15 protein-coding genes are annotated in these 19,643 nt (G+C 63.1%); 6 read left to right on the top strand and 9 right to left on the bottom strand.

Features of this window, described 5'->3' with window-relative positions; translation table 11 throughout:
• Nucleotide 1: 1 nt before the first annotated feature.
• On the bottom strand, nucleotides 2–994 hold the full coding sequence (locus J2X57_RS14850; RefSeq protein WP_309868284.1) for an arabinose ABC transporter substrate-binding protein: 993 nt from the start codon (nucleotides 992–994) through the stop codon (nucleotides 2–4).
• Between the two features lie 16 nt (nucleotides 995–1,010).
• Nucleotides 1,011–2,015, bottom strand: a complete 1,005-nt coding sequence (locus tag J2X57_RS14845; RefSeq protein WP_036116403.1) for a 2-dehydro-3-deoxygalactonokinase — start codon at nucleotides 2,013–2,015, stop codon at nucleotides 1,011–1,013.
• 3 nt (nucleotides 2,016–2,018) lie between these two features.
• Here J2X57_RS14845 and J2X57_RS14840 point away from each other — a divergent pair, with 3 nt between their 5' ends.
• A complete protein-coding gene (locus tag J2X57_RS14840; RefSeq protein ID WP_309868280.1) occupies nucleotides 2,019–2,996 on the top strand; it encodes a LysR substrate-binding domain-containing protein in 978 nt (325 codons plus the stop codon).
• 52 nt (nucleotides 2,997–3,048) lie between these two features.
• Here J2X57_RS14840 and J2X57_RS14835 read toward each other — a convergent pair whose 3' ends face one another.
• The 6 genes from J2X57_RS14835 to rpsU all read right to left on the bottom strand — a co-directional run bounded on the left by J2X57_RS14835 (nucleotide 3,049) and on the right by rpsU (nucleotide 14,457).
• Nucleotides 3,049–10,683, bottom strand: a complete 7,635-nt coding sequence (locus J2X57_RS14835) for a neuraminidase-like domain-containing protein (protein WP_309868279.1) — start codon at nucleotides 10,681–10,683, stop codon at nucleotides 3,049–3,051.
• A 120-nt stretch (nucleotides 10,684–10,803) separates the two neighbouring features.
• A complete protein-coding gene (locus J2X57_RS14830; RefSeq protein WP_036116396.1) occupies nucleotides 10,804–11,418 on the bottom strand; it encodes a DedA family protein in 615 nt (204 codons plus the stop codon).
• Between the two features lie 91 nt (nucleotides 11,419–11,509).
• Nucleotides 11,510–13,252 carry a DNA primase gene (gene dnaG, locus J2X57_RS14825; protein ID WP_036116393.1) on the bottom strand — a complete coding sequence of 581 codons (1,743 nt, stop codon included), beginning with the start codon at nucleotides 13,250–13,252 and terminating at the stop codon, nucleotides 11,510–11,512.
• Nucleotides 13,253–13,313: 61 nt separating this feature from the next.
• The gene (locus J2X57_RS14820) at nucleotides 13,314–13,487 is read right to left on the bottom strand and encodes a DUF1328 domain-containing protein (protein WP_036116391.1); all 174 of its coding nucleotides are present in this window, start codon (nucleotides 13,485–13,487) and stop codon (nucleotides 13,314–13,316) included.
• A gap of 175 nt (nucleotides 13,488–13,662) precedes the next feature.
• Complete coding sequence (locus J2X57_RS14815; protein ID WP_308846299.1) at nucleotides 13,663–14,106, bottom strand: GatB/YqeY domain-containing protein; 444 nt, start codon at nucleotides 14,104–14,106, stop codon at nucleotides 13,663–13,665.
• Nucleotides 14,107–14,241: 135 nt separating this feature from the next.
• Nucleotides 14,242–14,457, bottom strand: a complete 216-nt coding sequence (gene rpsU / locus J2X57_RS14810; protein WP_029213735.1) for a 30S ribosomal protein S21 — start codon at nucleotides 14,455–14,457, stop codon at nucleotides 14,242–14,244.
• Nucleotides 14,458–14,540: 83 nt separating this feature from the next.
• Between rpsU and tsaD the strand changes: the two genes are divergently transcribed.
• From tsaD to J2X57_RS14785, 5 genes are all read left to right on the top strand, one after another.
• Nucleotides 14,541–15,563, top strand: a complete 1,023-nt coding sequence (gene tsaD / locus J2X57_RS14805; RefSeq protein WP_079520740.1) for a tRNA (adenosine(37)-N6)-threonylcarbamoyltransferase complex transferase subunit TsaD — start codon at nucleotides 14,541–14,543, stop codon at nucleotides 15,561–15,563.
• A gap of 105 nt (nucleotides 15,564–15,668) precedes the next feature.
• Nucleotides 15,669–16,028 carry a dihydroneopterin aldolase gene (gene folB / locus J2X57_RS14800; RefSeq protein ID WP_309868259.1) on the top strand — a complete coding sequence of 120 codons (360 nt, stop codon included), beginning with the start codon at nucleotides 15,669–15,671 and terminating at the stop codon, nucleotides 16,026–16,028.
• Nucleotides 16,025–17,308, top strand: coding sequence for a mechanosensitive ion channel domain-containing protein (locus J2X57_RS14795; RefSeq protein ID WP_309868258.1), 1,284 nt, complete (start codon nucleotides 16,025–16,027; stop codon nucleotides 17,306–17,308). Before folB ends, J2X57_RS14795 begins: the two co-directional genes overlap by 4 nt.
• Before the next feature lies 1 nt (nucleotide 17,309).
• Complete coding sequence (folK, locus tag J2X57_RS14790; RefSeq protein WP_036116383.1) at nucleotides 17,310–17,810, top strand: 2-amino-4-hydroxy-6-hydroxymethyldihydropteridine diphosphokinase; 501 nt, start codon at nucleotides 17,310–17,312, stop codon at nucleotides 17,808–17,810.
• Between the two features lie 103 nt (nucleotides 17,811–17,913).
• Nucleotides 17,914–18,768 (top strand): DUF6159 family protein, encoded by an 855-nt coding sequence (locus tag J2X57_RS14785; protein ID WP_309868256.1) that lies wholly within the window; start codon nucleotides 17,914–17,916, stop codon nucleotides 18,766–18,768.
• Between the two features lie 133 nt (nucleotides 18,769–18,901).
• Here the strand turns inward: J2X57_RS14785 and J2X57_RS14780 are convergent, their stop codons facing one another.
• A complete protein-coding gene (locus J2X57_RS14780) occupies nucleotides 18,902–19,639 on the bottom strand; it encodes a pteridine reductase (RefSeq protein WP_309868254.1) in 738 nt (245 codons plus the stop codon).
• Nucleotides 19,640–19,643: the final 4 nt, after the last annotated feature.

Here is a 19,643-nt window from a genome sequence, read left to right as displayed (position 1 = left end):
ATCAGAGACCCATTTCCTTGCGGACTTCCGTCACGTTGGCGCGTGTCACCAGCTTGCCGGTGGTCAGCGTGAGCGGCGGCGGGGCCTTGTCGTTCTTGATCCATTCGTACATGTTCACCGAGGTCTCATAGCCATGACGCTTCGGGCTGATCAGTACGCTGCCGAAGAAGCCGGTCGGCTGGGCTTTGGCGAACTCGTTGAGTGCCGACTTGCTGCCGCCGATACCCACGCCGATCATGTTGTCGGCGCGTAAGTTACGACCTTCCGCAGCGCGCACGGCACCGAGCACGGCTTCATCGTTCAGGCCGAACGCGACCCAGTGCTTGAACTTCGGGTTCTGCGTGATGGCGATGTTGGCCGCGTTGAACGCGTTCTCCGTATCGGTCTTGGCTTGCGGCGCGTTGATCACGTTGGCCTTCGGGAAACCCGCGGCGGTGAGCGCGGCGATCGCGCCATCCGTACGGTCCTTGGCGGTCGGCAGCTGGTCGTACGAAATACGCAGCGCGCCGGTTTCTTCCGGCTTCCAGCCACGCTTCTTCATCTCTTCGGAGATCGCCTGACCGACCTGCTCACCGATCTTGGTCGCCGAGATGCCCATGTGCGGCACGGATTCGATCGGCTTGCCCGAACCGTCGACGAGGCGATCGTCCACGGTCATCAGCTTAAGCTTGTCGATCCTGGCCTTGGCGACGATCGACGGACCGAGTTTGACGTCCGGCGTGCAGATGACGAAGCCCTGCGCATGCTGGGACTTCAGGTTGTCGATGGCGGTGAGCACCTGCCCGCCATCGGGAGCGGCAATCTTGACCAGGGTGAAGCCTTTTTCCTTGGCGGCCTGTTCGGCGTACTTCCACTCGTCCTGGAACCAGGGCTCCTCGGGCTGTTTCACCACGAAACCGATCTTGACCGGCTCGTCGGCGGCGAAAGCCGGTGCCGAGCCGATAGCGAGTGCGACAGCCAGGACACGTAGGCCCAGTGCGATTTTCGTTTTCATGCGTTCCCTCCTCGGATTACTCATGGTCGACCAGCCCACGGCGACGGGCCACGGCGATCGCGCCGGCTCCCGCTAGATCGCGTTGGTCGTCGTCGCCCAGCACCGTCACGGTGCCGGAGAAAAAGTCGTCGCCTTCGACCAGCCGCGCGATCGCTTCGCGCAGGATCGGCTTGCCGCTGACGACAAAGCGCGTGCCCGGACTCATCCGGATCGCGCTGGAATTCTTGAGGGTGAGCAGGTCGGAACCCAGCACCGCGCCTAGCAGGAAGTTGGCGCGCGCATTGGCGTCGTACACCGCGAACTGATCGAGGATACGCACGCTGAAGCACGCACGGCCCAGGCCTATCTTGTTCGCCGAAGCGGCACCCGCCAGCAGCATTTCCGGATCGATGCGTTTGGCGAAGCCTTCCTTCAGCGAGCCAGCCAGGATGGTGTCGTGCGAGATCACGTGCAGCAGCTCACCGGCCAGCGTCGTGACGCAGCCATCGATGCGCCCGCTCTTGTCGATGCTGACGAACTTCGAGTGCGAGCCTGGCAGCACGATGACGGTGGGTTCGTCGAGGCCCAGGCGTTCGACCAGCGCGAAGGATTCGGTCTCCTCGCCGCGCATCATGTCCATCGCCTCGCAGTTGTGCAGGCCGATGTGGTCGACGGCGTTACGCACACCCGGCACGAACCAGATCGGCGCGTGCCATACGTTTTCGACCAGCGACTCGCGCATGGCCTTTGCCAGGTCGTCGATGCTTGCCGGTGCCGGTACGTGCGGAATCTCGCAGAGCCCCACATTGGAGGTGATCATGCCCGAGGCGAGTACGCGGCCGATGTCGCCGGCTTCCAGCCTGGCGTTGGCGAGAGCTTCGGCGATGGTCTCGCGGACGCCTTCCTCCAGCTTGCGCGTATTGCCGGTAATGGCGGTGTCGCGTACGCCGACCTGTCGGGCACCGTGTCCAACGACCTTGCCGTCCTGCCAGACGGTGACTCGCGTGTTGGTCGTGCCTGTGTCGATGGTGAGGATGTTCATCGAGTGTCCGTGGGAAGAGCGCTACGGATTCTTGGCGTTCGCGAATCAGGCAGGCAAACTAGAATTTGTCGGGGTCTTCCCCAAAAAAAATTTGATGACTTCGCAATGAAGCGCTCCCTACCCCTGAATGCCGTGCGCGTCTTCGAACTTGCAGCGCAGCATTTGAGCTTTACGAAGGCTGGTGAAGAACTCTCTCTGACGGCGGCCGCGGTGAGCGCTCAGGTCAAATTGCTGGAGTCCTATCTCGGTACGCCGTTATTTGTGCGGAGCAACAATCGACTGTCGCTGACGGCGGCCGGTGAGAATTATTTTCCCCGCGTTCGCGACGCGTTTCGTGCGCTGCAACATGCTACGGGCCAGGTGATGGGCGAGCGCCCGGCCTCTTTGAGGGTGTCGGTGCCGCCCACGTTCGGTACGAAATGGCTGGTGCCGAGGTTGTTCCGCTTTTTCGGAAGGCATCCCGGGATCGCTGTCGAGGTCGTGACGGACGGTGCCGAGGAGGGTGGCTGGGACCTCGCGATCGACGATCGGCTGGGCGAGGGTCTCGAGCAGGTCATCCTGGCGAGCAGCGGCTACACGCCGGTGTGTTCGCCCGCTGTGGCGGCTCGTGTCGGGGAGCCTGCCTCGCTGCTCGACCAGATGCTGTTGCATGAGCGGTCCAATCGCCGCTCGGCGGCCGCGGCGAGCTGGGATCAGTGGTTCGAGCGCGCGGGGATCGAGCCCGGAGCCATCGCGCGCGACATGGGCTTTGGTGACGGCACGATGATGCTGCAGGCGGCGATCGAGGGGCAGGGCGTGGCGCTGGCGCAGGAACTGCTGGTCGCATATGACCTCGCCGCCGGGCGACTGGTCGAGCCGTTCCGGCTCGAGCTGCCGTTGCAGCACACGTATTACCTGGCAGTGTCGCGCGATGCGGCGTCGCGCGAGGAGACGATGGTCTTTCGCGACTGGTTGTTCGCCGAAGTATCGGTCGGGGCGTGAGCGGTATCCACGCCCTGACGTGGTACCGCCAGTGTTCACGATCGGCTTCGGGTCATTCGTCAAAGGGATGATTCGAACGAGCGTGCTCGGTGATTTTCCACGCCGCATCCGAGATGTCCACGACAACGCGGTCGTATACCCCTCCCCTGGTATCGGTCGAAGCTTCGTCCAGTAACGTCCCGTCCTCGCTTATCATGGCCAGGACGATATCGAAGATGGCGTATTGCCCTGTAACGCGCGACGTTAACGAGCCGAGGATGGCCAGCGTCGTATCGTTCGCAATGGCATCCGGCATGGATTTTCGGTAGTAAGGGGCAACACTGGCAGCCTTCGCCTGGGGGCCGAACTTCGCGGTGCCAACGATGATCTCATAGAAGTTCTTAAAGAAAGCCGCTGCTGTCGCTGGGTCGATCTCGGCTGGATTCTCCTGATATGTCGCCACCGGGCTGGCCAGCGGAGATCGGCCCAGGACCTTGCTGCCGAGTGTGTTCGCAAGGGCGCTGGCTGCGGCCGTGAATGCGGCTCCCCCATCACGAGCCGTGTACTTGACGCGGAAAATGACGTCGGTGAGTCGCGAGGCGCCTTTGCCCAGCACCGTCTCCCACCCGGTCCTGATGCCGGGCAGCTCCAGTCGCCATGTTGAGATGGCGCCCGTGCCTTCGAAGGGCAGTAGCCGGCAATCGTCAAAAAGCAGCGAGGCCAGCACGCTCTCACCTTCCGCCGTCAGCGCGTCGGCGGTCCGTGTCGACACCGCGGTCTGCTGATTGGCCCGCACAGAGGTGCGTAGCGCCTCGTGTGTGCCGGTCTCGGGTTTGTAGAGGCGTTCGAGTGCCTTCGTGTCCGCCTCAGTAAGAATGGTGCTGCTGATCTGTGTGAGTAAAGCGGGCACGTGGCACGTGGAATCGACGGCCTCCACGCCGTTCAGGACAAGCGTGACCGAAACATGCTGGATCTGGCGCAGGTAATGTCCCGGATAATCCTGATCAAACAACAGCGACGGCAGCGAGAACACGAAGCCCCTGCCGGACAGCCCATGGCGCAGCGCCGTGACGTCATCGCCACCCTTCAGCCCCGCAAGCGATATGTCTCGCTCCACCAGTATCCGCCGCTCGTTTTTGCGAAGGTAAGCGGAGTCGATCATCAACAGATCGCGTTGAAACGATTCGCCGGCCAGCATGCCTTTCCACTTGTCGGACCACGCTGCGGAACTGACAAACTCGCTGGCGAAATCGCCTGTGTCGCGTTGGTAAGCAGCCTCCGCATCCAGGCACAGTGCGAAGACCGCGTCATATGCCATCGAATAAATCGATGTCAGTTGGGAAATCATCCAGTGATAGGTCGGCCCGATGGCGAAGCCAGTCGTCATGAATACGTATTCGTCATCCATGAGGCGCAGCTTGGTCTGGGCTTCGTCCAGCGCAAGACCCGCCGCCGCCACCGCAAGGTCCTGCACCGCTATCTCGCTGTCGCAGACCGACAACTCGGCCTTGGCGGTCGCAATCTCAAATTTCCATTCCGCCGTGCGGCGAGCGAACTCGGCCTCTTTGAAAGCCGCCTGAGCCGCCACGTCCATCATGTCGGCCGCGTATTTCACGGCCTGGCTCACTGCACCGGCGATGGCTCCTGGTTTAGCACCCCCTGAGGCCACCCCGAAGATGGTCGGATAGACTTCGCTCCCTTTCTCGACGCTGCCGAACACCCCAGCCTGGGTGCGCAAGAAACCGGCCGTCGTGCCGAGCACGAAGCCAGCGGCCTCGGCGTGGTAAAGGCCATTGTCCACCAACCGTTCGAAATGCTTCTTGCGCTCGAGGAGAAGGTCACGACCGCGCTCAAGCTTTAGTCGCTCGGCTCGTGCGGACGTGAGCCCGTTGCTCTGAAGATTGATGGTGAAGCGGTGAAGATCGATAAGGTTCTTCTGCTGCATGACCGCCAGTTCGGCGTCGAACTCCGCCTCATACACGTGGAACAGTTGCTGGCCCATCTCCGTCAACCAAGCCGCCGCCTCCCGGGCCTTGGGCATGATCTCGCCATATCGGTAGCCCGGCGCGGTCAGCGTCCGGGATGGCCTGCCCTGGCTCGATGAGCCCGTGCGCGGATTCAGCAGGTAATTGAGTGAGGTCTCGCCCGCGTACAGGGGAAGTAACCCGGGTTTGCCGTCGAGGGTCAAGCCATGGCGTAGGTTGTCCATGCGACGTACGAGATTCCGGTGAGCCTGCGTGATCCGCCGGTCTGGCGAGGCATGCAGGGCTTCCATCGACAGCGACTTCAGTTCGGTTACCTGCCACCGCTCCGGGGCTAACGGTTCCGGTAGCCGACCGATAAGACGCAATGCCTTCTCGTAACACAGCCACGCCTCCACCAGTGCGTCGCGCGTCATTTGCCGGTAGAAACTGTCGCCTTCGGCGAGCCATAGCTCGACGAGGAAAAGGAACGTCGCGCGGCGATAGTGGTCGAAGTTAAAGTCGGCCAATGCATCCGGATCCTGCACATAGGTCTGGCTGGCGAGCGCACCGCCCTTGAGGGTGAGCGGCACGGCATTCCAGTACCTCGACATACCATTACCGCCATCAGGCAAACCGCGCTGCGGATCGAACAGGTGCCTCGTACACCATTCCTCAGCAAGGCGGAATTGCCTTGTTTCGCGAAGACGCCATGCGACCAGCCATGGGACGTGGAAGAAGAGCTCCCAGAAATACACGCCGTTGCAACCACCGAAGTCGATGGGCGACGGCGAGGCATCGCTGGTCGCGCCAGGCTCTTCCATTGTTTGCGTGCGCCAGGCGAGCACGCGCTGAACGGAGTGTGTGGCCAAGGCAACGAGGCGCTTGCCGAAAAGGGTGCTGAGGGGAATCGCTGTCGGTGGCAGCGTGCTCCCTCCTTGCGCCTTACGATTCGCCTCAGTGAAGTCCAGGCTATGTATGCGCGACGCATTGCAGCGCATGACGACCGACGGCACACCATCGTCGGGTTGAAGCTCGTCCGCCAGCAGGTCGACAATCGCCAGGCGCGCAGTTCGCGTGGCATATGGTTCCGACCTGGACTTCAGGCGGCTGAGCGTCACCGTGATTTCGAATGGATCGTTGAGCTTGCTTCGCTCCACGAAGAATTCACTCGTCAACGCGGCGAGACTGTCACCAGCCTTACATACGAATTGTGCAAGTTCCGCACCCTTACTATCGGTAACGCGAACGAGCGTGTCAGCCAAAGCAATCCCGGAGGTTGGAAAGTTCCACTCCCACCGCCCCATCGAATACCGGAAGTCCCGGTTATAGACGCTTACCGAGCCCAGCAAGCTTTTTGCTTCCTGGTAAGAATAGTAACCAAAGTTACCGGACCACTTTGCGAAGGAAAGTGAGCGGCTCGATCCGTCCGAGAAAGTCAACTCGGCCATTTTTCCGGGTGCTCTGCTATATCTTCTCAGCTGGAGGTAGCCAGGCTTCGACGGTGAGAGCCAGAGGTTCGTATCGTAGCTGTCGGTAGACGGCATATCGCTAGGTAAAGACGGTAACGCCATGTTCCCTTCTATCCCGTACAAGACACGTATCCGATCCCCGTTCGCCGCGGAATCTAATTTGATAAAAGGAATGTGAAGAGGTTCTGAGACAGGAGCTTTGAAATATCTGTCACGCAGAGCCTCTTTATCCTTTTCATCCGCGCTCGCAATCGCTTCGGCTTCTGCCTTCCATTCATCTTTAAGTTTGGTCAACGTCCGATTCAACTTTTCATCCGCAATGACGTTCTGGCTTTCGCCAGCTAACTCGTCGCGTATGATGGTGGCAGCTCCCACATATCGATGCTGAATGACCCTGGGGTCGTCGAACATCCTGCTCCACCGGTCGACGAGCTTTGCCTCGCGTGGGCGTCCGACAGGGTCGTCTGTATCGATCTCCCGCGTTTCGACGAGAAGAAGATCCTTTGCGGCGATGTAGTAATCGCTGTTGCGCGCGTAGGTGGCCTTTTTCTTCTTCCAGGACACGTCGGTATCGCGTGTGACCAGTAGAGCGACCAGCCAGGGATCGTCCGTACGTGGGCCGCTTTCGTCCACCATCACGACAATGCGGGGTTGGTAACTCAGCGTTTTCATCAGGGTCTTGTCAGGTTGGCCACCGCACCGTTCAGGCCGACCCGCCGGATCGGTGCCGTCGAGCCGAATAAGCTCGTTGGCCGTGCTCCATTGACCATCGGTCTGCAGGTAGGCGTAACACAGCCGGAAGACATAGACGTCGCTTGTCTTGTTGTCGAAGTTCGCGGCGGTGCCGTCACGCTCCAGCCACACGATGTATCGGCGCCCTGCAATGACGACCGGGCGAACCGCATCGATCGAGGTTCGCGGGTCGTTGCCGAAGTTGGCGCTCGTTTCCTTGTTGAGAGGTGTCTGCACGATGACGCCCGTGGCGGGCAGCGTGATCTTCTGCCATTCTCCCCAGGCCAGCATACTGGGTGCGCCTCGGGTGTCCCGGATCGACATGTCCAGTGTGCGCCAGTAATACTCCGCCGGCTCCACGTTTGATCGGCCGATGAAGTGAAACGTGTCGTTCTGAGGATCCACCCCGTCGTGATACGCGGATAGCGGCTGGATATTGCTGACGCGCTCGAAGCCGGCCAGGTAAGTCAGCATAGCGGTCTGAATCTCGTCGGCAGCGAACTTACCCTGCCCCACGAGTTTCTCAAAAGCCTCGAACAGGCTTGATTTGCTGCTCCGGCGGGATGGATCGAGAAAGCCCGATGGCTGGCGCTTCATCGTGTTGTAGGTCTGCCACGAGCCGAACTGGCTGCGCCAGGCTCGCCACGCCTTGCGTTCGCTGACGAAGTGTTCCTGCCATGCATAGCCATCCTCCAGGCGCGCATACACGCGATGGATGTACTGCTGCAGGCTGGCGATGGCGGCGGCGACACGCGTCGTACGAGGCTCGCTTCCCACTTCGACGTCGGTGAGCAAGTAGGCGGACAGGTCGACACGGCGCACCATCTCCGGCAGTGGTACGGGCTGCGAGCTTCCGAAATGCAAAAGCCACGTGCACAGTGCGTCGCGCCAGGCTTCCGCGAGCGTGCCATCCAGGGCGGTACGCTGGGAGGCGTCCAGGGTGGTACTCAGGCCCGCAGCCACGCGCTCGACCTGCGGCGCGTCCGGCGTCTCCTTCATGTCATTGAGATCCTTCAGCGTGGCGACTGAAATTCCCAGCTCCCGCTGCAAGGCCAGCAAACGCATGACATAGTCGATGTCCGCCACGTCTCCCGCGATGCCGGCAACGGCTTTTTTTCCGATGCTCCTGGAGAGCTCGCGGATCTCCGTGGGGGTGGCGCCAAGCAGTCTGGCCAGGTTCGCTGCCGCTTCGTCAATGGCAGGCGGCTCCTTTTCATGGGTGCGCTTCAGGTACGCCAATGCATCTGGCTCGTCGAAGCCAGTTGCAAGCGTTCCCACCCAGTCGCGGTAGCGGCTTAAACGATAGAGCATGTCAAGCCTGATCGAATGTGTCGGCTTGCCGTCAGAGCTCCGCAGGTTGAACCATTCCGGATGAGCGACGAGGCCATCGATACAAGTGCCGCTGAGGCCGAACATGCGGACCACCGAAGCGATACGGTGAACCCGATGCCAGCGTTGCGTCATGTCGCTGGAGAATGTGCTTGCGTCCGCGTCACCATCGACGCGGTTGTTCAGAGCCATCATGGCGTCGCCGAGCAACTGGTAACCGCTGACGCCGGCCCAGGTCAGGACGGCCGGGGCCTGGGCGACGTCAAGTGCGAATGCCGTGCGCAGCAATTGACTCGCGACCTCGTTCTGAGACGCGGCGGTATCGGCGATCGCATTGCCGAGTTTTGACACGTAGTCCTCGACGGGCGATACGGTGTCAGGCTTTTTCAGCTTCGTCAGAAGCCCGGACAGCTTGATACGCAGGGCTGGACTCTGCATGGCCTGTGCGGCGGGAAGGATCAGTCCGTTGTTGTCCACGAACTCGTTCAGGACCTCGCTCCACGCTTTTCCACCGAGGTCGTAGTCGACCTCGGTGTCTCGCATGAGCTTCTTGATCGTCAGCGTATCCAGCCGACTGGTCGACAGCGATTGGGCAGCATCGGCAAGAGCCGCCAACCAGGCGTTGGTGGCGGTGGTCGGCGCCGTGTCGTCACAGAGCGGCTTGAGCTTAATAAACGAAAGATGGTGCTGCCGGGCCCAGTCGGCCGCGTTCCAGATGGCCGGTATGACATCGAGGATGTCGAAAGCATCCAGCGAGCTGGTTATAGACGGGTTACCCGCGATCTGGGCGTTGTAACCGTTGGTCTGCTGCTCGAGCAGGTCCAACATGGCGAGTCCTTCTTCGATGCTAAGGCCGAGCAGACGCGGTAGCGACGTCAGGCGGTAGCAGGCGGAGATCACTGGCAGCGTGCACGCCCTTGTTTTCTGCACCGCGTCGACACGTTGCAACAGTTGTTCCAGCAACGTGGTGTCGATGCGCAGTGCGGTGGCGAGCGCTGCGGTGTCGTCTGCCGTGAACGGCTTGTTGGTTACCTTGATCAGGCTGTCGAGTAGCGCAGGCGTATGACCGATCGCATAGACGGGGAGGTTCCCGATAAGCGCGGCGAAGCCGTCCGGAGTGATCTCTGTGCTGGCTTTCAGATGGCCGTAGAGGCCTAGTGCGCGTAGCGTCTGCTCGGTCGGTAAGGTATCCGCCGCTGCCTTCTCTGCAGCGAGCGCGCTGCGAAGCAGCAGGTCGGCTTCGGCGTACGAAACGTCGAGGCGCGTGCGGACTTGCAGCAGGCGCTGCATGCGATCCATGTGCTTGGCTGTTAGTCCGGCGATTTCCGTATCCATGGCGTCGGCGGATCCGGCACGCTGTTTTATCCACAGCGGGCCGGCGCCTGCATTGATAAACGCAGCGCCATACGCTTTGCTGGACGGCTTGCCCGTGCCGTCGGGAGCGTATCGGGCGAGGGACACAGCGGTGGCTGCATCGGCTTCCTTGGCAACGCCGTCGACGGCCAGAAGATGGCGTACATCACGACGTTTCAGTCCCGTGGCTTCCATGAGCGTCTTCACTGCGCTCAGTTCGCCAAGGGTGGCGCCAGCTTTTTTGCTGAACAACGCTGCCGCGGACGCATCCGTGGTCACGGCGGGCCCGATCAACATCTTGCGCACGGCGGGAGAGAAGCCGCAGCCCATTGTCACTGCGTCGCGCAAGCCTTTACTGGGTTTCTCCGTGGCGACGAATGCCGGGAATTCCGGGTCCGAATGGCGCACTGCCCGCCATAGCGGGATGCCGCGCAGGTGCAGGATGCTGAGTACGCGATTCCATGGCGCGTCATAGGGGAGCCCGATGGGTGTCGTGGCGCTGACCATGCGCTCCTGGACGCTCGCGGAGCTGCCGGTGCACAGGACAATGCGCTTCTCCAGCAGCTCGTTAACGAGATCGAGCGTGGAATATTCCCGACGGAGCGCCGCGCTATCGAGAGCGAGGTCGGGGAGGTCTGGTCGTCGCATCGCGAGCAGGCAGGCTTTTTCGGGGGCGGCGCCCTCTTCGAGCCGGCTGCTCAACGTGAACAAGTCGCTGAGATAAGCCACCGGGCCCGTCTCGTCGTCGACGGCTCCTGCCACCGTCAGCAGATTCGCATCCTCGGCGAAGAGTGCGCTGTACGTAGCCGCGTCGATGGTGGCGGCGGATGGAGCATTCGTGACGTCGCTGTCGCTGCTCATCAGGGATCCTTCCCTTGGTTAAGGCGACGGAACGTCGCGTATCAGGACGCTAGCAGTTGGATTCAGGCAGTGATATAGACCGTTCGTTGTAGGTGACCCGCCGCGATTCACTACGGAGGCTTAGCGCTCGTCCGCAGATTTGTGCTTTCGCCACCAGATGACGCCCAGCCCGATCACTGCCGCGGCGATGGCCAGATAAATCCCCGTCTGCCCGCGATGGATCCACATTGACAGCCATTCGTGGTTATGCGCGCCGAAGTAACCCAGATACACCCAGATCGGCACGCTGATGGCGGCGGCAAGGCCATCGAGCAGCAGGAACCGGAAGAAGCCCACGCGATGAGTGGCACCGGCGGTGATGAACACCGCGGTACGCATACCCGGCAGGAAGCGGGCCACGAACATCATGCGGTTGCCGTACTTCTCGAACTTCTCCTGCACTTTCGCATAGCGCTCGGGGGTGAGCAGGCGGGCAACGACACGCCAGCTCATGATCCGCCCGCCGAAATGCCGGCCCAGCAGGAACATCGTGGAGTCGCCGAACAGCACGCCCGCCATGCCGACGCCCACCATGGTGTGGACGTCGCCATAGCCGAGCCCGGTAATGATGCCTCCGGCCACGAGGGTGATGTCCTCGGGCAGCGGGATACCCGCGCCACAAAGCATCAGCGCGAAGAAAACGGCGGCGTAGCCGTTCCTTCCGAAAAAATCGACGAGGTCGTTGAGTAGATCCATCAGTGGCGCGTAAAGCCGGCTGGGGCCGGTCCCTTCGAGGAACGAGGCGGGGATGATCCCATGGATCGTGTTATGAGAGCGGTGCGCCGCATCATTCGCCCGCCGTGCGGGCCGGCGCGGCGCGGGCCGCCAGGAGAACGCGCAGTTCCGCCTTCTCGGTGTCGTCCAGCACGCCTTCGCGAACCCGGGAGATCAGGTACTCGCGGCGTTGTGTCGTCGCCTGTCGCTCCATCTGAATCAGCGCGTCGTGGAACTCCACGCGCTGCATCTCCGGCTCGCCGATGACCTCGGCCGACATCAGCTTCTGCAGCGAGGCGTACTCCGGACGCTCCATGAAGTACTCGACCAGCACGGCCGGGCGGATGCCGGGACGCGCGCGGGCCACATCGAGCAGCTCGGCCAGCAGCGCCACGCCAGGCCGGTCGAGGCGGAGAAAGGGGTAGGGTGGCTCCACTTCGGCCGCCAGATCGGGCTGGGCGAGCAGCAGGGTGATCGCGCTGCGGACCAGGCTGCGCTGGACGTTGGTGGGGCGGTTGGCGTCCTGGCGCGGGGCCGGCGGCTCAGGCTCCAGTACGGCACGGGCGCCGGTGCGGCGCTCCAGCTCCTGGCCCATGAGATCGCGGAAGGCGCCATCGGGCAGCTTCGCGATCAGCGGACGGGCCCGCTCGGCCAGGCGGGCGCGGCCGTCGAGGCGGGTCACGTCCACGTCCCGGGCCAGTTCCTCGAAGAAGTACTCCGACATCGGCATGGAGTCCTTCATGCGCTTCTCGAAGCCCTCCTTGCCTTCCTTGCGGACCAGGGTGTCCGGGTCCTCCCCGTCGGGCAGGAACAGGAAGTGGGCCTGGCGGCCGTCGCGCATGCGCGGCAGCACCGATTCGAGCGCTCGCCACGCGGCAGCCTTACCGGCACGGTCACCGTCGAAGCAGAAATAGACGTCGGGGGCGGCACGGAAGAGGACTTCCGCGTGGTCCGGCGTGGTCGCGGTGCCCAGCGTGGCCACGGCGATGGGCAGCCCGGCCTGATGCAGGGCGATGACGTCCATGTAGCCCTCGACCACCATGATCCGGGTGACCTGCTGGTGCGCCTGCTTCACCTGCCACAGCGCGAACAGTTCCTTGCCCTTGTGAAACAGGGCGGTCTCCGGCGAATTGAGGTACTTGGGGCTCTGCTCGGACGACAGCACGCGGCCGCCGAAGGCGATGACCCGGCCGCGGCGATCCAGAATGGGGAACATGACCCGTTCGCGGAACCGGTCGTATCTGTTGCCGCGCTCGTTGCTGGCGACCATGCCTGCTTCGTTGAGCAGCTGGCGCCGACGGTCATTGGTGCCCAGCGCCTTCATCACGCCGTCGAAGCCGGCGGGGGCCCAGCCGATGCGAAAGCGTTTGACGATCTCCTCGTCCAGCCCACGGCCGTCGACGTAGGCCTTCGCCTCGGGGCTGCTGCCCAGCTCGCGCTGGTAGAAGCTGGCCGCTTCGTCGAGGAGGGTGTAGAGGTCGCTGCGGTCTTCCCGTGGCTTATCGTCACGGCCGCCCTCGTAGGGCACTTTCAGGCCGGCGGACTGGGCGAGTTCCTCGATCGCGTCGGGAAACTCGAGCCGGTCGTAGTCCATGATGAACTTGATCGCGCTGCCGTGGGCGCCGCAGCCGAAGCAATGGAAAAACTGCTTCTGCGGGCTGACGTAGAACGACGGCGAGCGCTCGTTGTGAAACGGGCAGCACGCCGTCCATTCGCGCCCTGCCTTCTTCAGCGGGACACGCCGCTCGATCACGTCGACGATGTCGACGCGGGTCAGCAGTTCATCGATAAAGCTGTCGGGAATACGGCCACGCATCAGTCGCCTAGGATGCCACGCATCCGCTTCCGTATGGAGTCCGCATTCCCTTATCGGGCGATCAGAACGCCAGGTGGAAGACGCCGATGACCGCCAGGATCGCGATCACGAACAGGATAAGGAAGATGGCGAAGCAGACCTTGGCGATCGTGCCGGCGATGCCCGAAATCCGGCTGAAGCCGAGGGCGCCGGTGACCAGGGCGATGAGGCCGAAAATAATGGCGTACTTGAGCATGGGATCTCTCCGTCGAGCGCCGGAGGAACGTCCTGCCAGCCGCGGTGCGGAGCATGCTCACAAATGTGTAGGCTCGCCGTGAAACGGCGAGGCCTGTAGGAGCGCGCCCTTCGCGCGAAGCCAACTTTGCGTCGGGCTCGGGTCGCGCGCGGGGCGCGCTCCTACAAGTACTGGGTCAGGCGAGTCTGGCCTTAACCTTCCCGGCCACCGCGCCCATATCGGCACGTCCGGCGGCCCTTTCCTTTACCAGCGCCACGACCTTGCCCATATCCCGTGCGGTCGTCGCACCCGTCTCGGCGATCGCCGCGGTGATCACGTCGTCCAGCTCGGCGTCGCTGAGCTTGGCCGGGAGGTAGCCCTCGATGACGCTCATCTCATAGCGCTCGATGGTCGACAGGTCCGTACGACCCGCCTTGTCGAACTGCTCGATCGAGTCGCGGCGTTGCTTCTGCATCTTTTCGAGGACGGCCAGGACCTGGTTATCGTCCAGCTCGATCCGCTCATCGACTTCGCGTCGCTTGATCTCGGACTGCATCAGGCGGATAACTGCCAGACGGTCTTTCTCGCCGCCCTTCATGGCGGCCTTCATGTCTTCGGTGATCTTGGATTTCAGACTCATGGCATTTCTCCGGGACGACGAAAAGCCGGCTCCACCTTTCGGCGAAGCCGGCTCGGTTTTCCGCCTGATTGCGGCGGCAGCGGGCGAACGCGCCAGCCGCGGATCCAACACCCGACCGTGAGGCCGGGGAGGCAATCAGTACATGCGGGTCCGGCGCGTCGTGTCGCGAGACAGACGGCGGAGGTGACGCTTCACGGCAGCAGCGCGCTTACGCTTACGCTCCTGGGTGGGCTTTTCGTAAAATTCGCGCTTGCGCGTTTCGGCCAGGACGCCAGCCTTCTCGCACGTACGCTTGAAGCGGCGAAGGGCAAGCTCAAACGGCTCGTTCTCGCGGACTTTAACGCTCGGCATGGAAACTCCACTTGTTTAAACTGACCCGTCTACCCGGGTGAGCCGTGGATTATAACGTGATCGATTCGAAAAATTCAAAGCCCGTGTTAGGTGTGGAAACGTCCTGTGACGAAACGGGCGTCGCCCTTCTGCGCTGGGACCCGGAGAAGCCGGGTCGCGGCCTGCTTTCCCATGCCTTGTTCAGCCAGATCGCCCTGCACGCCGAGTACGGCGGCGTGGTGCCCGAGCTGGCCAGTCGCGACCATGTCCGTAAGCTACTTCCCCTTGTGCGAGAAGCACTTAAGGACGCGGGTCTGACACCATCGGATCTCGGTGGCGTGGCCTACACGGCAGGCCCCGGCCTTGTGGGTGCCCTGCTGGTGGGGGCGTCGGCGGCCCGCGCCATGGCCTGGGCGCTCGGCGTGCCGGCCATCGGTGTTCACCATATGGAAGGTCACCTGCTGGCGCCTTTGCTGGAGGATGACCCGCCGGAACCGCCCTTTGTGGCGCTCCTGGTCTCCGGCGGCCACTCGATGCTGGTCGAGGTGAAGGCCATCGGCGAGTACCGGATTCTTGGCGACACCCTGGATGACGCGGCGGGTGAGGCCTTCGACAAGACCGCCAAGATGATGGGTCTGCCGTACCCCGGCGGTCCCGCGCTGGCCAGGCTGGCGGAGCAGGGCACGCCGGGGCGTTTCCGCTTCTCCCGGCCGATGACCGACCGGCCGGGGCTCGATTTCAGTTTCTCCGGCCTGAAGACCCAGGTCCTGCTGGCCTGGCAGGCTTCGGACAAGACGGATCAGACCCGTGCCGATATCGCGCGGGCCTTTGAAGAAGCCATCGTCGACACCCTTGCGATCAAGTGCCGCCGGGCGCTCGAGGCCAGCGGTGCCAGACGGCTGGTAATCGCGGGTGGCGTCGGTGCCAACAAGCGTCTGCGGGAGCAGCTGGCCGAAGCGGGTGCGAAAGACGGTTTCCGGGTGTATTTCCCAAGGCTGGCGTTCTGCACCGACAACGGCGCGATGATCGCGCTGGCAGGAGCGATTCGCCTCGCGGCGGGTCAGCAGCAGGACCGCACGATTCAGGTGCACCCGCGGTGGAGTCTCGAAACCCTTCCGGCCGCCTGACGTCCCTGTAGGAGCGCGCCCCGCGCGCGATCAAGCGGGGCGTATGTTGCACAAAACGCCCCGGTCGCCGACCCTGTACGCCCCTTCGCACCACCAGAACCCCTCATGGATATCGTCTTCATCGAAGACCTGCGCATCGACGCGGTCATCGGCATCTACGACTGGGAGCGCCGGATCCGGCAGACGCTGTCGTTCGACCTCGAAATGGCTTTCGACAACCGCAAGCCGGCCGCCAGTGACGACATCAACGAGACGCTGAACTACAAGTCGATTTCCAAACGCCTGCAGACGTATGTGGAGTTGTCCAGCTTCGGCCTGGTCGAGACACTGGCCGAGCGCTGCGCCGAGATCGTCCGTGAGGAGTTCGGCGTGTCGTGGGTTCGCCTGAAGCTGTCCAAGCCCGGTGCCGTACGCGGGGCGAAGGCCGTGGGTGTCCGCATCGAGCGTGGCACCCGACCGGAATGATCCACTTCGAGAAAACACTGACCGTCATGGAAGACTTTGTCGCGTCCCCCGAGCTGAAGCGGGTGGCTTTCGTCGCAGGCCTGTTCGTCGTGGCCTGGCTGGTTGGTCTGCTTGGCCGCGTGTTCCTGCATCGCGTCGTACGTGTCGCCACCCGTCATACCGCCTGGCGCTGGGACGACGCGCTCTATGAGTACGGCGCGTCCCGGTGGCTGGCGCGCATGCTGCCGGCCATCGTTGTCTATTACGGCATCGGGATGTTCCTCTCGATCGCCGACGACGACATGGGTGCCTTCATCCGCAACCTCGCGGTCTGCTGGATGATCGTCTGCGTCATCGCGTCGCTGGGTCGCGCACTGATCGCATTCGAATCGCTGTACAGCGCCACGCCGGCGGGCAAGCGTTCGATCAAGGGCGTGGTGCAGTTGCTGCAGCTGGCGTTGTGGATCGTCGCCCTTGTCCTAGTGATCACCAAACTCACCCATCAGAGCATCGGCTTGCTGCTGTCCGGCATCGGCGCGATGTCGGCGGTGTTGCTGCTGGTATTCAAGGATACGATTCTCGGCTTCGTCGCCGGAATCCAGCTAAGCACCAACGACATGCTGCGCGTCGGCGACTGGATCACGATGACGTCCGCCGGTGTCGACGGCGACGTTATTGACATCACGCTGCATACGGTCAAGGTACGCAACTTCGATCGCACCATCGTGACGGTGCCGACCTGGCGGCTGATCGCCGAGTCGTTTCAGAACTGGCGCGGCATGCAGGATTCCGGTGGCCGGCGGATCAAGCGCGAGCTGTTCATCGATGCGGCGGGCGTGCGGTTTCTCGAGGACGAGGAGCTCGAGCGTTTCGGCAGGATGCATCTGCTGACCGCCTATCTCGAGCGCAAGCGCGAAGACATCCGTCGCTGGAACGAAGCGCTGGGTGACGCCGGCAAGCTGCCGGTCAATCGCCGTCGCCAGACCAACATCGGTGCGTTCCGTGCTTACGCGGATGCGTACCTCAAGGCGCATCCCGATGTGCACGACAAGATGACCCGCATGGTGCGCATGCGCGACCCGGGTGCCCTGGGCATCCCGCTGGAGATTTACGCGTTCACCAATACGGTGGTGTGGCTCGACTACGAGCGCATCCAGGCGGATATCTTCGATCATCTGATTGCGATCCTTCCCGAGTTCGGGCTGCGGCCGTTCCAGCAGCCGTCGGGTGGGGATCTGCGCGAGGGCTTCGCGTCCATGCGCTCGGCCGCCGTGGTGACGCCGGTCGCGGCGGAGGACTGACATGGGCCGCGCGTATCTGAGTCTCGGTTCCAACATCGACGCTGCGCGCTGGCTGGGTGCGGCGGTCGCCGAGTTGCGGGCGCGCTTCGGCGCGCTGAATGTGTCGCAGGTGTATCGCAGTGCGGCTGTCGGTTTCGATGGGCCGGACTTCCTCAACCTCGCGGTGGCCCTGGACAGCGACCTGGGGCCGGAAGCGCTCAATGACTGGCTGCATGCGCTTGAAGATCGGCATGGACGGGTTCGGGGTGGCGAGCGTTACGCCGACCGGACGTTGGATGTCGATATCGTCCTTTATGACGATCTGGTCCTGAGCGGGAAGGGGCACCTGGAGCTGCCACGGGGCGAGCTTCGGCATGCGTTTGTGCTTAAACCGCTGGCGGATATCGCGCCGGACGTGCGCCACCCTGTGGATGGACGGACGCTGGGCGAACTCTGGGCTGCCTTTCCGGCGGAGAGTGAGCCGCTGGTGGTCGACGAGGCCTGCACGGTCGCCGTTGCCTGAGAAAGCCGTCGGTCTGGACGTCCTGTCCCGTGACAGCCTCCGGTGGCGGCTGGCCAGCCAAGGTGATACAACGCGTTCCACCAAGGGGTTCTAAGGAAAGGATATGGGTAAGTTCGCACGCAGCTGGGCACTGATGAAGTCCAGCGCCACGATCCTCCGCCAGGACAAGGAGCTGATGCTCTTTCCACTCCTGGCCGGTCTCGCCTCGCTTCTGGTCATCGCGACCTTCGCCTGGCCGGTGATCGCCATGGTCGGATCGAATCAGGTCGATCTCGAAGGCCAGCGCCATCACGTTTCGCCGCTCTTTATGCTGGTCAGCTTCGCGTTTTACTTCGTGCAGTATGGCGTGGTGATCTTCTTCAACGTCGCGCTCGCCTCCGCCGCCATGATCCGTCTCAACGGTGGCGACCCGACGCTCGGTGACGGCCTCCGCGCCGCGATGGGCAAGCTGCCGAACATCATCGGATATGCCCTGATCGCCGCCACGGTCGGCATGATCCTGCGTGCGCTGCAGGAACGTCTCGGCTTCGTCGGCCGCATCGTCGCCGGCATCCTCGGCTTCGGCTGGACGGTCGCCACCTTCCTCGTCGTGCCGGTGCTCGCCGCGCAGGACATCGGCCCGGTGGACGCGGTGAAGCGCAGCACCTCGCTGCTGAAGGAAACCTGGGGCGAAAACCTGATCGGCAACGCCGGCATCGGCCTCGCCGGTGGCATCCTCACCTTCTGCCTGATCTTCGCCAGCGCCGTGTTGTTCTTCGGTGCCGTCGCGACGCATTCGGTGGCGTTGATGATCACGGTCGGCGTCGCGGCGGTTGTCAGTCTCGTCGTGCTGAGCCTGTTCCAGGCGGCGATGCACGGTGTTTACTCCGCTGCGTTGTATCGCTTCGCGACGGAAGGCGACCCGGGTCAGGGCTTCGACCGCGCTCTGCTGGAATCGGCGTTTCGTCAGAAGAACTAAGGCACCGCTGTGATGACGAGGAAGGCCCCGACCACGTTCGGGGCCTTCTTCATTTGTAGATGCTGGAAGCCAACCGATGCCGGTGGGAGCGGACCCTGCCGGTGCTATCACGTAGCCCTTGCGTTACCGCGAATCAGATGTTGAGTGCGCGGCCGCCGTCGACGCGGATGACCTGGCCGGTGGTGTAGTGCGCGTCCATCAGCAGCCAGCGCACGGCTTCGGCGACGTCGGTGGGCTCGCCTTTGCGGCCGAGCGGTGTTTTGGCGATGAGCGCATCGGCGGCTTCTTCGGGCTTGCCGGACTCGGGCCAGAGAATGGCGCCGGGTGCGACGGCGTTGACGCGGACGTCGGGTGCGAGGTCTTTGGCCAGCGCCTGCGTGAGCATGTTCAGAGCGGCCTTCGCCATCGAGTACACCGCGTGTCCGGCAAGCGGACGTTCGGCGTAAATGTCGACGATGTTGACGATCGATCCGCGCGCTTTACGAAGGGCGGGAGTCGCTGCCTGTGCGAGGAAAAACGGTGCGCGCGCGTTGGCGGCAAACAGGTCGTTCCAGTGGGCTGCCGTGGTGTCGCCGATCGGCGTCGGGTAGAACGCCGATGCGTTGTTGACCAGTCCGTCGAGGCGGCCGAAGCGGTCGGTGACGCTGGCGATGAGTATGTCGGGTGTGGCGTCGTCTTCCAAAGCGCCGGCGAAGATGGCGGCGCTTTCAGGGCGCGCAGCGTTGAGCTCCTGCGACAGAGCTTTGGCTTCGTCTGCCGATTGACGATAGTGAATAGCGACGTCGCAGCCTGACGCGTGCAGGTGACGCACGATGGCGGCGCCGACGCGGCGTGCGCCTCCGGTGACGAGGACGACCGGTTGCTTGTTCACGTGC

This window comes from Luteibacter sp. 1214, assembly GCF_031455395.1.
Classification (GTDB): Bacteria; Pseudomonadota; Gammaproteobacteria; order Xanthomonadales; family Rhodanobacteraceae; genus Luteibacter; species Luteibacter mycovicinus.
This window is presented reverse-complemented; position numbering and strand designations above follow the sequence as displayed.

Coding starts and splice junctions, on each gene's coding strand:
- J2X57_RS14850 (WP_309868284.1), bottom strand. CDS start 994: ATGAAAACGAAAATCGCACTGGGCCTACGTGTCCTGGCTGTCGCACTC.
- J2X57_RS14845 (WP_036116403.1), bottom strand. CDS start 2,015: ATGAACATCCTCACCATCGACACAGGCACGACCAACACGCGAGTCACC.
- J2X57_RS14835 (WP_309868279.1), bottom strand. CDS start 10,683: ATGAGCAGCGACAGCGACGTCACGAATGCTCCATCCGCCGCCACCATC.
- J2X57_RS14830 (WP_036116396.1), bottom strand. CDS start 11,418: ATGGATCTACTCAACGACCTCGTCGATTTTTTCGGAAGGAACGGCTAC.
- dnaG (WP_036116393.1), bottom strand. CDS start 13,252: ATGCGTGGCCGTATTCCCGACAGCTTTATCGATGAACTGCTGACCCGC.
- J2X57_RS14820 (WP_036116391.1), bottom strand. CDS start 13,487: ATGCTCAAGTACGCCATTATTTTCGGCCTCATCGCCCTGGTCACCGGC.
- J2X57_RS14815 (WP_308846299.1), bottom strand. CDS start 14,106: ATGAGTCTGAAATCCAAGATCACCGAAGACATGAAGGCCGCCATGAAG.
- rpsU (WP_029213735.1), bottom strand. CDS start 14,457: ATGCCGAGCGTTAAAGTCCGCGAGAACGAGCCGTTTGAGCTTGCCCTT.
- folB (WP_309868259.1), top strand. CDS start 15,669: ATGGATATCGTCTTCATCGAAGACCTGCGCATCGACGCGGTCATCGGC.
- J2X57_RS14795 (WP_309868258.1), top strand. CDS start 16,025: ATGATCCACTTCGAGAAAACACTGACCGTCATGGAAGACTTTGTCGCG.
- folK (WP_036116383.1), top strand. CDS start 17,310: ATGGGCCGCGCGTATCTGAGTCTCGGTTCCAACATCGACGCTGCGCGC.
- J2X57_RS14785 (WP_309868256.1), top strand. CDS start 17,914: ATGGGTAAGTTCGCACGCAGCTGGGCACTGATGAAGTCCAGCGCCACG.